Consider the following 12,705-nt stretch of genomic DNA (forward strand, 5'->3'; position numbering starts at 1 on the left):
CCTGCTTGGTCTCTGCAGTACGCATGTTCAAATGGTGCCGTATCTTTAAATACGTCTATTTCTGTGGATACAGAGCCTCAAGGATCTTCTCGGCAGAATCGAATGCGCGTGGCGAGTAATCGATGTACTCTGAGTATGGAATCTCTACGATGCTCTTGTTGGCAATAGCTGGGACGTTCTGCAGGGAGCTCTCGCCCAGGAGGGTGTCTTTAGCTGCGGCGTCAGTTGCCTTGTTGCGCTCTGCGGTGACGTAAATAATGACGTCAGGGTTGAACTTAATCAGATTCTCATACGTCAGGCCGTTTGCAGACTGGGTTGTAGCAGGAGTAGCTCCAAGCTGGTCGATGATAGTAAACTCAAGGCTCTTCTCGCTACCGCCAAAGAGACCAAACGTGCCGTCCTTGAGGTTAGCCATAACCAGCACGGTCTTCTTTGCGTCTTTCTCGTGTGCTTTAACGCGCTCGTTAATGGCATCAAGGCGCTTCTGCAGGTCAGCGGTATAGGTGTCGGCATTGCTCTGAACGTCAAAAATAGATCCGAGGTTCTTAATATCAGAGATAATTCCGGCAAGCGTTGGATCGCCCTGCTCAGAAGATGCCAGCTGTGTATAGACAGAAATTCCCAGGTCAGCGTAGTCCTTTGGAGAAGTCTGGTCCTTTGAAGTAAAGAGGCGTGAGCGTCCCACAATAAGGTTTGGATTAGCGGCAACAACAACCTCGCGCGAGAGGCTCTTCTTATCGCCCAGCTGCTTGATTTTCGCATACTCGTCAGCAATGTCTGAAGGCATTGGCGCATCAGGCTTGATAGTGCCAATAATCTTGGAACCAAGGCCCAGACGCAGCAGAATCTCGGCTGCGGAGTCTGTCAAGGTAACAACACTCTCAGGAGCCTTATCAAACTTTGCCTCAAACTCATTGCCGTCACCGTCATAGAGCTTGAACGATACGGGATAGCTTGTATTGGCTGATTTCTTTTCTTCTGTAGCAGGGGTAGATGGGCTAGACGGTGCATTGTTGCACGCAGTAAGACTCAGTCCAGCAGCAGTTGCAGCAAACCCTGCCGCAATGCTCAAAAAATTCCTTCTCGTAAAGAGATTTGAACTTACACGAGAATCCATCGGATATCCTTTCATTCATCTGTTGATACTCAACAGGCGATTAATACACGTAATCAATGCTGATACCGTTTCCAGCAGTTGATGGCCTCACTGCACCCTCAACGCCATACACATCAGCAAGCAGCTCAGGGGTCACAATGTCCTCAGGTGTTCCCTCAGAAACAATAGTCCCCTCTTTTAAGAAATACAGGCGGTCGACATAATGAGCTGCCATCACAATGTCATGCAAAACAGCCAGGCAGCTGATACCAAGATTGCGAACAAGGCGCAAAATATCAATCTGGTACGTAATATCCAGGTGATTAGTAGGCTCATCAAGCACCAGAAACTCTGGTTCTTGAGCCAACGCACGAGCCAACATGACACGTTGTTTCTCGCCACCTGAAAGCGTGGCAAAAGAGCGGTCTTCAAAGCGAGAAAGGCCAACTTTCTGAATAACGTCAGAAACGATTGACTCGTCGTGATCGGATTCTTTTGACAGCGCCGACTGATGAGGACTGCGTCCCAGCGACACAATCTCGCGAACGGTAAAGTCAAAGGACAGCGAGTTAAACTGGCTTACAACTGCAACTTTGCGGGCAAAGTCACGTCGCGATATCTCAGTGGCGTCTCGTCCGTCCCACAAAATCTGGCCATCATAGCTCCGACCAAGGCCGTAAATCGCACGCAAAAGCGTGGACTTGCCCGATCCATTGGGACCCAGAATGCCCACAAACTCGCCGTCTGCCACGTTAAGCGAGACGTCCTTTACAATCGGCTTGTTGTGAATGGTGACCGAAACATTTTGCACTTCAAGACGCATGTTACTCACCATCCCTAAAGCTGTAGTTGCGGGCAACCATGATGTAGACAAAGAATGGTGCGCCTACAACAGCGGTCAGAATGCCAATAGGAACTTCGGCGTTGCCTAGGACGGTACGAGCACAGGCATCTGCCCAGAGAATAAAAATAGCTCCCAGTACCAGCGCAGTTGGCACCAGTCTTCGGTGATCGGACCCAACAAACGAGCGCGCAATATGCGGAATGATAAGGCCAACAAAACCGATGGTTCCCACTGATGAAACAAGCGTGCCAACCATGAGTGCGGAAATGGTCAAGTATGCCCACCTGCACAAATTGGTGTTGAGACCAAGCGTTGTAGCGGCCTCGTCTCCCATCAACAACACGTTAAGGGAGCGGAACTGCGTGAGGAAAAACACGCTGACGAGAAGTACTACGACAACAGAAACGCCAACATTTCCCCAGCTTGCTCGTGCCAAGGAACCCATGGTCCAAAACTTCAGATCCATCATGCCCTCGGCGTTGGCTGCGATTGTAATGATGAAATTAGACAGCGCCGTGAACAGGGCGTTCAAAATCATGCCCGAGAGGACAAGCTTTGATGATGTCATATGTCCGCCGGTAGATGCCAGCAACAGAACGCCAATCGTGGCAATTGTTGAGCCAATAAACGAGAACAGCGGAACCGAAGAAAGTCCCACAATGTTTACCGCGCCAGCTCCAAGCATGATGGCACAGGTTGCTCCACACGAAGCTCCTGATGAAATGCCCAAAATATACGGTTCCGCCAAGGTGTTTTGAACTGATGCCTGCATGACAACGCCCGCAAGCGCAAGGCCAGCTCCGGCTACCACTCCCAAGATGATGCGAGGAAAACGTAGCGACCAGACGACCTTCTCGACAGGTCCTCCGGCTGCTAGAGCCTCCGGCAGTGGCATGTTAAAAAGATGATGCATCAAAACGGCGTATGCGTCTTGCAAAGACACGCCGATGGCACCCATCGTTGAAGTTATTACGATGCTCGCCGCCAGAATTGCGACGAGAACTCCCATGAAAAGACGGAACGGCCCGGCTTTTCTTATCATACGATACCCCTCTAAAGTGACGCTGCTTTTTGCGCGCAACGTACAACGTACAATGCACGTTACACAGAAGCAGCGGAATTTTTTTGAAAGTTAACTATATCTTACATTTTGAGTTGTGAGAAGACTGCGAGTTGAGAAATGCTTAAAATACCTACATCCCTCTGTGGGATGCTCTCCGCGAGGCGGCTACTGCGAGACGACGCCGGCACCAACAGGCAATAACAGACGAGGTCAGACGAGGAACTTCATGGATTTATCAGCTCTGCCAGACAATACAATCACTATCGGAGAACGCTCCGCGGTTCCTGGTCTCCTTGTTGTTCTCCATGGTTCCCTGCTGATGCCCAAGATAGCTGCGCTTCTTGCTTCCGGGAAACTTGACGCGACCAAGCTCCCCCAATGCCTTGTCATTACCGCGCCGTCTAATCAAGATTGCTATTCCCCTTGGCCAGCGGCAAGCGTGCGAACAGAAGCTCCTAATTTTGGAGGATTTGGAAGAGAATTTCTTTCTGACGTTGTACTTCCTGCTGTCGAGAAGTACGCTGCTCTTGCTACTCATACCGCAGAGGATACATGTCCTCTTACCTTGCTAGGCTACTCTTTGTCGGGTCTGTGCAGCCTCTTTGAGATGCAGACTACCTGCCGCTTTGACCAGTATCTTCTGGCAAGCCCAAGCACGTGGTTCCCTAATTTTGTTGAAACTTTTAATACAAGCCATGTGCGTTCGGACATTCGCTGGTGTATTGCTAGTGGTGAAAACGAAGGTAAAAACCATCCTGAGCCCCTGCGCTCAGTGAGGCAGACAACAGATGTGCTGGTAGAAAAGCTGGCTCCTACTGCCCCGAAGTATCAACGTATGCTGGATTCTTACGATCATCACAAGGGTCTTGAGCTGAGGTTGCAACGATTGCTGCAGTTTGGATTTGATGCGTAAAGGACCGTTTTCCTGTGCGGATGCAGCGTTGATGGCTTGCCCAACTGCCTGCTAAAACAGCCGTCTGAGCGGTGGTGATTGCTAACAAAAAACCCGCCGAGGGCGGGCTTGAAATTCTTATGGTCGCGGGGGCAGGATTTGAACCTACGACCTTCGGGTTATGAGCCCGACGAGCTACCAGACTGCTCCACCCCGCAATGCATGCGCTTATGCGCGAACAAGTACTATACCTCGCAGCACTCTCTACGTCAAGCAAGATTGACGATTTTCTCGCCATAAAGGTATAAGGCTTGCGTACAAAAGCCAAGAAAGTTGCACTGTCGCCAGCACAAGTGGGGTCAGACGGCTAAACTATTTATACTGTCTTTGGGGCGCTGTGCTTGCGCCAAACAGCTATAGAAGGACTTTTGAGGATGACATTACACGAGCTCCTGGCGCTCTTTACCAGCAAGAACATCGAGTACACCACCGCGAATCTTGACGCGGTGGATCAAAACGTACAGCTTACCGATGTTGCAAGCGATTCTCGTGAGGTCACCCCTGGCTCGCTGTTTGTCTGCAAGGGTGCGCACTTCTCGCCAGCGTATCTGGCAAGCGCGGTGGAGGCTGGGGCTGTTGCGTACCTCTGCCAGCAGTCGCTTGCGGAAGATCTGCAGTCAGTGGCGCCAAACGTAGCCGCTATTTGCGTGCATGACGTGCGCCTTGCCATGGCCTACGCGGCCGCAGGCGTTGCGGGACATCCCGACAAGAAGCTCACCACCATCGGCATTACGGGTACAAAAGGCAAGTCTACCTGCTCGTATATGCTGCGCGCTATTCTTGACGGCGACGAGCCGTACTCCAAGTGCGGCGTGATTGGCGGTATTGAGGTGTTTGACGGCAAAGACACTCAGCCGGCGCACAACACCACGCCCGAGGCTCCTGAGCTGTGGCGCCATCTCAAGCACGCCGCGGACGCTGGCCTCCCCTACGTTGACATGGAGATTTCCAGCCAGGGACTCAAGTACGACCGTACGGTTGGCCTCAATCTGAGCGTCGCGGTGTTCCTAAACATTGGAACCGATCACATTTCCCCTGTTGAACACCCTACTTTTGAAGATTACTTTGAGAGCAAGTTGAAGATTTTTGATCTTGCTCGCGTGGCCGTCATCAACAAGAACACCATGATGTTTGACCAGGTCATGAAGCGGGCACAGAGGTGCGAGAAGGTCTTAACTTTCTCTACAACCGATTCCGACGCTACCGTTTGGGCGGACGACATTACCCCTCACCAGGGCATGGTCACGTTTACCGTACACGCGCCAACCTGGACCAGCGCCGCCGCGCTGCCTATGTCCGGCCTCTTTAACGTGGAGAATGCTCTTGCGGCAATCACCGTTGCCGACTACCTGGGCATTCGCGAGAAGGACGCTGTGCTTCCTTTGATGAACGTTAAGGTGCCAGGTCGCATGGAGCTGCTGAGCTCGCCCGATAACAAGGTCACGGGCTTGGTCGACTACGCCCACAACAAGCTTTCCTACCAGAAGCTTTTCTCGTCAACGTCCAAGGAATTCCCTGGTTATGGCCGCTATGTAGTCATGGGAGCCGTAGGCGGTAAGGCGTACAACCGTCGCCAGGAGCTGCCTGAAGAAGCGGCCAAGTGGGCGGACCTGATGATTTACACCACCGAGGACTGCAACATGGAAGATCCTGCGGTGATTTGCGCGCAGATGGCCGAGGCCACGCCTGAGGGCGCCGCGCACAAGATTATCCTTGACCGCTATGACGCCATTTACGAGGCAGTTTCCGCAGCTTACGACGACCCTCGCCCGGTGCTGGTGTATCTGCTGGCTAAGGGAGACGAGCCGTTCAACATTATCGGCGGCAAGCACGTTCCGTGGATGACGGATGCTGCCGCGTTCAAGGCCGCTGTCCGCGCCAAGCTGGACGAGCGTGCTGGCCGTACGGACCGCGAGTAACGGCGGCGACGCGGGTGTCGCTGCAAAGGTTGACGGAGCGGGTCAGAAAAGCGCAGGTGAGTTGGTGGACGATGGTGCTTCGATCCAGATAATCCTTGAGCCGCGCATGATTGAGAAGAATAGTGTGCGTTCTTTAGTTCGCTAATCAGATTTCTGCATATTTGTGTAATAAAATGCATTCTTATGAATACGTAATTTTTGACCTCAAAATTATGTGCCGAAAAAGGTAAAAAATGCGTTTAGTTGGGGATGAAAACTTAAAATTGGTCGATTTATCCCCAACTAAGACGATTTTTTACCGCCTCAAAAACTTTTATCTGGGGAAACGTTGTATGCAGAAACCTGTATTCCCCAACTAAACGCATTTTTTACCACCTGGGTGCGCGGGCGCAGTTACGTCCCAAATTACTCAAACAAGGCGAGAGAATCAGGCTCCATGAGAGCTCTCATGAAGGGGCTTTCGAAATCAGCTTCGGACATACTTCAAAGCGCGCCTGAAAAGTGCAAAGAATCTGTATTTCAGATACAGATTCTTTGACGAAATCAGGCAAATCCACAGTTTCTTTTACGTTTTCAGGCAGAATTTACAGATTCTTTGCAGAAATCAGGCGCGCGTCGAGCGCATACCCGGGCGCATTGAACGCACACCGCGCGCGCCGCCCGCCTGGCGAGAAACCCCGTCTGCTAGCAGCGCTTTTGCACAAGAAAACCCGGTACCCACACGAAGTGGATACCGGGCGGAAGGCACGTTTGCGCAGCTAGCACGCGCGGCGCTCGCGGCTCGTACGTAGCACGCACGTCGCTCGCAGCTAGCGCGGTTGCGCCGTGCGGCGCTCGCGGTCGCGACGTGTTACTCGTTGTCGCCGGCGGTTGCCTGAGTTGCGGAGATAGCCTGATCAGCATCGGAAGCGTCTGGCCAAGACCAGTCGGTGAATGCTGGGTGATCATAGCCCTTCTCGACAGCAAACTCGAAGGCCTCGGTGCGGAACTTCTCCCACTCGTCAATCTGATCTGCCCACTTCTGAGCGTCAATCATGCGGAGAGCGTCAGCAGCAAGTGCCCAACGGTCCATGTTGTTCAGGCGCAGCATGTCGTAAGGAGTTGTGGTGGAACCCTGCTCCTCGTAGCCATGAACGTTGAAGTTGTCGTGGTTTGGACGGTCCCAAATCAGGCGGCGGACAGAACCAGCGTAAGCGTGGAACGCGAAGAGAACTGGCTTGTCTGCGGAGAAGAGCTTGGTGAACTCCTCATCGGAGAGAGCCTCGTCGTTCTCGGAAGCGTTCTGAATCTTGAGCAGGTCAACAACGTTGACGAAGCGGGCCTTGATGCCCAGCTTGCCAAGCATGTCAAGGGCTGCCAGGAGCTCCTGAGTTGGGACGTCGCCGCAGGACGCGAGAACAATGTCCTCCTCGCCAGCCTCAGCGTTGGAAGCCCACTTCCACTCCTTAGCACCAGCTGCAAGCTCCTCACGAGCCTCGTCGAGGGTTACCCACGTTGGAGCAGGCTGCTTACCAGCGAAGATTGCGTTGATGCAGTTTGTGGAGGTGTAGCACTTCTCGCCAACCGCAAGCAGGAGGTTAGCGTCTGCTGGGAAGTAGATGTTGGTGATGTGATCGTTGTTGAAGCTCTTGTTGAGCATGATGTCAACAAAACCAGGATCCTGGTGAGAGAATCCGTTGTGGTCCTGGCGCCAAACGTGGCTGGAAAGGACCAGGTTGAGAGCGGAGATAGGCTTGCGCCATGGAATGTGGCGGACGGTAGCCTCAAGCCACTTAGCGTGCTGGTTGATCATGGAGTCAATGATGTGAACGAATGACTCGTAGCTGGACCAGATACCGTGGCGGCCGGTCAGAGTGTAGCCCTCAAGCAGGCCCTCACACTGGTGCTCGGAAAGCTGCTCGATAACGTTACCAACTGGGGAGATGTGCTCGTCGTTCTCAAAGTCGTCGTTGAAGCCGCCGAACCACTGCTTGTCGGTTACCTGGAAGGAAGGCTGCAGACGGTTGGAAGCGGTCTCGTCAGGTCCAAAGATACGGAACTCGGAGCGGTTGCTGTTGATGAGCTCAGCGGTGTACTCGCCAAGAACGCGCGTTGCCTCAGTGGCACCAAAGCCGTGGCCCTTCTCGGCAACTGGGATCTCGTACTTCTTTGCGTCAGGAAGGACGAGGTTGCGGCGGATTGCGCCACCGTTTGCGTTAGGGTTAGCGCCGAGGCGGAGGTCACCCTTAGGCATGAAAGCGGTAACCTCTGGACGGATTGCGCCCTTCTCGGTGAAGAGAGTCTCTGGCTTGTAGGAGCCCATCCAGTCGCGAAGGACCTGGAAGTGAGCCTCGGTGTCGCGAGCGGATGCCAGTGGAACCTGGTGTGCGCGCCAAGAGCCCTCGGTCTTCTTGCCGTCAATGTAAGGAGGGCAAGTCCAACCCTTAGGGGTGCGGAAGATGATCATTGGGTAGTAAGGACGGGATGCGTCACCTGCGGCTGCGCGACTCTTGATAGCGCAGATCTCGTTGAAGACAGCCTCGAGAAGAGCTGCGAAACGACGGTGGATGGATGCGTGGTCCTCATCGTCAAAGCCTGCAACAAAGTTGTAAGGGTGGTAGCCCATGCCGCGGAAGAACTCGTCGCGCTCACCGTCGGAAATACGAGCAAGGATGGTTGGGTTAGCAATCTTGTAGCCGTTGAGGTGCAAGATTGGAAGAACGATACCATCGGTCAGTGGGTCCATGAACTTGTTGGTCTGCCAAGAAGTTGCAAGTGGGCCGGTCTCTGCCTCGCCGTCGCCGACAACAGCGACTGCCAGCAGGGATGGGTTGTCCAGGACAGCGCCGTAAGCGTGGGACAGAGTGTAGCCCAGCTCGCCGCCCTCATGGATGGAGCCTGGAGTCTCAGGTGCGTAGTGGGAAGGAATTCCGCCTGGGTAAGAGAAGCGGCGGAAGAACTTCTGGAGGCCCTCTTCATCGTCGGTGATGAATGGGTAGGTCTCGCGATAAGTGCCGTCGAGCAGGGACTGTGCGGTACCTGCAGGTCCACCGTGACCAGGGCCCATGAGGAAGATGGTGTTCTGGTTATGGTCGCGGATGAAGCGGTTGACGTGGCCAAACAGGAAGTTCAGGCCTGGGGTGGTTCCCCAGTGGCCAACCAGGCGATGCTTAACGTCCTCGCGAGAGAAACCGTCCTTCATAAGAGGGTTGCTGCGAAGATAAATCTGACCAACAGACAGGTAGTTAGCTGCGCGCCAATACCTATCGACGCCGGCAAGCTCGTCCTCAGATACAGGCTGATTCAGGGTCTGCCAAGGTGTGCCGTACACGGGCTGAGCCATGTGCTCCTCCTTTTCTTGGGCTGCCGCCTGCGCGTTTACGCAGGTTAGGCAACCTCGTTGCTTCCATCACCTGAGCGTTTGTTTTGTTCGCCGTCCGTGAAAGCGTACGTGTAGCCACATTTTGTGCTGTGCACGCAAAGTACGTGCGCATTTCTGCGCAGGTACACCGCTTTTAGAGCGGACATTCCCGCCTTGCGACGAGAGCTAGAGCGAACATAACAACACATACATAACAGTATGATGCTTCGGCTATGTTTCAAATACTACTCTAAGTGATAAAACGTTTTATCAAGATGAGATTTCTGGAAAATTCTTTCTGGGGAGGCTTTTAAGGCGTCTTTCGATCAGCAAAACGATCCCCCAACAGTACCCAACAGTACCCACGATGCCGAAATTTGCCCAAAATGGTGCCCAAGTGGTAAAAAATGCGTTTAGTTGGAGATTTCATTTTTCTGCATACAACGTTTGGCCAGATAAAAGTTTTTGGTGCGGTAAAAAATCGTCTTAGTTGGAGATAAATCAGCTAATTTTCATTTTTCATTTCCAACTAAACGGGTTTTTTACCTTTTTCGGCACATAATTTTGAGGCCAAAAATTACGTATTCATAGAAATGAATTTAATAGTGTAATTATGCAGAATTTTGATTAGCGACCCAAAACACGCACGCTATTCTTCTCAATCATGCGCGGCTCAAGGATTATTTGGATTGAAGTGCTATCGTCCACCGTATCATCTGCGTTTTTCTGACCTGCTTCGTCACCCTTCGCAGCAACATAACCTGCGGCGCCAACATCCGCCCCATGCTCGCCCAGACGACGAAACATAATCGAAAGCGCGGCGTCAGAAAGCTCATCAACATTTTGCTCAATCGAGGTCAGCGCTGGCTCAAACAGTGCGTCTGAAATGCTGTTATCGTATCCGACAACAGAATAGTCGCGGGGAACATGCAAGCCACGCTCGTAAAGATAGCGCAGCAAGCCCAACGCAATGTTGTCCGACGTCGCAACAACCGCGGTAGCTTTCACGCGAATCAGCTGCTGAGCTGCAAGATACGCATCAGGAATGTAATAATCACTGGTCAGTACAAGCGACTGATCCAGCTCCAGGCCCTTCTCGCCAAGAGCGCGAACGTAACCATTGAGGCGCGCGCAGCCGGTGTTGGAGGCGGTGTTGACCATGCACGCGATCCGGCGATGACCGTGATCTAGCAGGTATTTTGTGGCCAGATAGCCGCCAAGCTCGTTGTTGAACGTGACTTTGTCGCAGTCGAGCGCGTCGATGGTTCGGTCCACCATGACGTACGGCACGGGCAGCTGCTCCAAGTCGGCGATGAGCTGCTTTGAGGCTTCTACCTCGTCGGACGTGATGATAAAGATGCCGTCGGCGCCGCGATTGACCAGCAGTCGCACAAGGTCCGCATCGTTTGACGTGCTGTTATCCGAGTTAGTGATGAACAGCGCGTATCCGCGACGGCGGCACTTCATCTCCAGCATCTTTGCAAACGACGAGAAAAACCGGCTCTCGATATTCGGCACGATCAGCCCCAGCGTCTGCGTATGCTGCGTGACCAGGCTTCGTGCGATCTGGTTGGGAATGTAGTGCTCGCGACGGGCAACGTCGAGGATGCGACGGCGGTTCTCGTCGCTCACGCGCACCGGCCGGCCGTTCAGCACCAGCGAAACCGTGGCGGGCGACAGCCCCACCTCGCGCGCAATCGTTTTTAGGGTGACTTTTTCTGCCACGTTACCTCGCAACTTGCCCCGTTTGTCGTTGTTGCTTAAGTATAATAGTCGAGAAACCCCTGCGGCTGGTCGTCCGCCAAAAGCCAAGCCTTGTCTCCACACGACAACCGCACCTGGACCCCGATACCGCACGCAAGCTGCACCTGCGCCCCGGCGCTCGCACGACAACCGCATTCCGAGAGGACGCGCATGAACATTACTCCACAGGAAATCGCCGAAACCCTCGCCATGGTCAGCGAGCAAAACCTTGACCTGCGCACCATCACGATGGGCATCTCGCTCAATAGCTGCGCAGACGAGGACCTGGATCGCATGTGCCAGAAGGTCTACGACCGCATCACGCGCAAGGCCGAACACCTGGTGTCCGTGGCCGAGGACCTGGAGCGCGAGTACGGCATCCCTATTGCCAACAAGCGCGTTTCCGTCACGCCAATCGCACAGATTGCGGCATGTACCTCGGCGCAAGACCTGACCCCGCTGGCCCACACACTGGACCGTGCGGCCGAGACACTAGGTATCGACTTTTTGGGTGGCTTCTCGGCACTGGTCCACAAGGGCCTTGGCGACGCCGACCGCCGACTCATCGCATCCATCCCCGAGGCGTTGGCCACCACGTCGCGCGTCTGTTCCTCGGTAAACGTCGCTTCTACGCGCGCGGGCATCAACATGGACGCTGTCCTGCTCATGGCCAAAACCGTGCTCGAAGCCGCTCGTCGCACCACCGACATTCAGTGCTACGGTGCCGCTAAGCTGGTCGTTTTTGCCAACATGGTGGAGGACTCCCCCTTCATGGCCGGCGCGGTCCACGGCAGCGGAGAGGCAGACGCCGTCATTAACGTGGGTGTTTCTGGTCCTGGTGTCATGGCTGCAGCCCTCGCTGAACTTCCCGACTCCGCAAACCTCATGGACGTTGCCGAGAAGATCAAGCAGACCGCATTTAAGATTACCCGCGCAGGCGAGCTGATGAGCCGCGAGGCTTCAAGGCGTCTAGGTGTCGAGAAGGGCATCGTAGACCTGAGTCTTGCACCTACCCCTGCAGCTGGCGATTCCGTCGCTAAGATTCTGGAGCTCATCGGCGTTGGCGAATGCGGCGGCCCCGGAACCACCTGCGCACTTGCCCTGCTCAATGACGCTGTCAAAAAGGGCGGCGTCATGGCGTCGTCAAGCGTTGGCGGCCTGTCCGGCGCATTCATCCCGGTCTCCGAGGATGCAGGCATGATTCGCGCAGCTCAAGACGGTGCGCTCTCGCTCGAGAAACTCGAGGCAATGACCTCAGTGTGCTCCGTTGGCTTGGACATGATTGCTATTCCTGGCGATTCCTCCGTGGAAACCATTGCGGGCATCATCGCAGATGAGATGGCTATTGGCGTCATCAACACCAAGACCACGGCGGTCCGTGTTATCCCAGCTATCGGTTACAACGAGGGCGACGTCCTGGAGTTTGGTGGCCTCTTTGGATCCGCGCCCATCATGCCGGTCAACCAGTTTGCGGGTACGGTGCTTGCCCACCGAGGCGGTCGCTTTCCCGCTCCGCTTAATTCACTCAAGAACTAGAAAGAGAGCCTCCACTTCTGAACTGCCTCCCATTTCTTGGACACGAGAAATAGGAGGCAGTTCAAAACACACCTAAGTCGGATAATCTGTTAAAAAGACGTATACATGACGCAGAAAGCCACAAACATGCAGATTATCGTCATTAGGTGTGTAATATGCCCGCAATGAGCAGAATATCCGACTTAGGTGTGTTCCGTAGATACTAAATTTAT

Annotated in this window: 8 protein-coding genes and 1 tRNA gene; 3 read left to right on the plus strand and 6 right to left on the minus strand. The window is 53.9% G+C overall.

All coding sequences use genetic code 11. The features are described 5' to 3' along the window. Positions 1-55 precede the first annotated feature (55 nt). Genes HMPREF1493_RS00845 through HMPREF1493_RS00855 form a run of 3 tightly spaced genes read right to left on the minus strand, consistent with a single transcriptional unit; the run spans position 56 to position 2,982 of the window. Positions 56-1,117 (minus strand): ABC transporter substrate-binding protein, encoded by a 1,062-nt coding sequence (locus HMPREF1493_RS00845; RefSeq protein WP_198013745.1) that lies wholly within the window; start codon positions 1,115-1,117, stop codon positions 56-58. A gap of 40 nt (positions 1,118-1,157) precedes the next feature. After that, entirely contained in the window at positions 1,158-1,919 is a 762-nt protein-coding gene (locus tag HMPREF1493_RS00850) for an ABC transporter ATP-binding protein (protein ID WP_035427046.1), read from the minus strand. A 1-nt stretch (position 1,920) separates the two neighbouring features. Further along, positions 1,921-2,982, minus strand: a complete 1,062-nt coding sequence (locus HMPREF1493_RS00855; protein ID WP_035427047.1) for a FecCD family ABC transporter permease — start codon at positions 2,980-2,982, stop codon at positions 1,921-1,923. Positions 2,983-3,229: 247 nt separating this feature from the next. Here HMPREF1493_RS00855 and HMPREF1493_RS00860 point away from each other — a divergent pair, with 247 nt between their 5' ends. Next, the gene (locus HMPREF1493_RS00860) at positions 3,230-3,916 is read left to right on the plus strand and encodes an alpha/beta hydrolase (protein ID WP_035427050.1); all 687 of its coding nucleotides are present in this window, start codon (positions 3,230-3,232) and stop codon (positions 3,914-3,916) included. A 120-nt stretch (positions 3,917-4,036) separates the two neighbouring features. Here the strand turns inward: HMPREF1493_RS00860 and HMPREF1493_RS00865 are convergent. Beyond that, positions 4,037-4,113 (minus strand) — tRNA-Met (locus HMPREF1493_RS00865). A 216-nt stretch (positions 4,114-4,329) separates the two neighbouring features. Between HMPREF1493_RS00865 and HMPREF1493_RS00870 the strand changes: the two genes are divergently transcribed. Further along, complete coding sequence (locus tag HMPREF1493_RS00870) at positions 4,330-5,874, plus strand: Mur ligase family protein (protein WP_051485200.1); 1,545 nt, start codon at positions 4,330-4,332, stop codon at positions 5,872-5,874. Positions 5,875-6,724: 850 nt separating this feature from the next. On the opposite strand, the gene HMPREF1493_RS00875 is transcribed toward HMPREF1493_RS00870, so the two are convergent. Both HMPREF1493_RS00875 and HMPREF1493_RS00880 read right to left on the minus strand, forming a co-directional pair. Beyond that, complete coding sequence (locus HMPREF1493_RS00875; protein WP_035427052.1) at positions 6,725-9,196, minus strand: phosphoketolase; 2,472 nt, start codon at positions 9,194-9,196, stop codon at positions 6,725-6,727. A gap of 645 nt (positions 9,197-9,841) precedes the next feature. Next, the gene (locus HMPREF1493_RS00880) at positions 9,842-10,939 is read right to left on the minus strand and encodes a LacI family DNA-binding transcriptional regulator (protein WP_035427053.1); all 1,098 of its coding nucleotides are present in this window, start codon (positions 10,937-10,939) and stop codon (positions 9,842-9,844) included. A gap of 189 nt (positions 10,940-11,128) precedes the next feature. Between HMPREF1493_RS00880 and HMPREF1493_RS00885 the strand changes: the two genes are divergently transcribed. Then, positions 11,129-12,493 (plus strand): PFL family protein, encoded by a 1,365-nt coding sequence (locus tag HMPREF1493_RS00885; RefSeq protein ID WP_035427056.1) that lies wholly within the window; start codon positions 11,129-11,131, stop codon positions 12,491-12,493. The last annotated feature ends 212 nt before the right edge of the window (positions 12,494-12,705 follow it).

The sequence above is a fragment of the Atopobium sp. ICM42b genome, from assembly GCA_000564995.1.
Classification (GTDB): domain Bacteria; phylum Actinomycetota; class Coriobacteriia; order Coriobacteriales; family Atopobiaceae; genus Lancefieldella.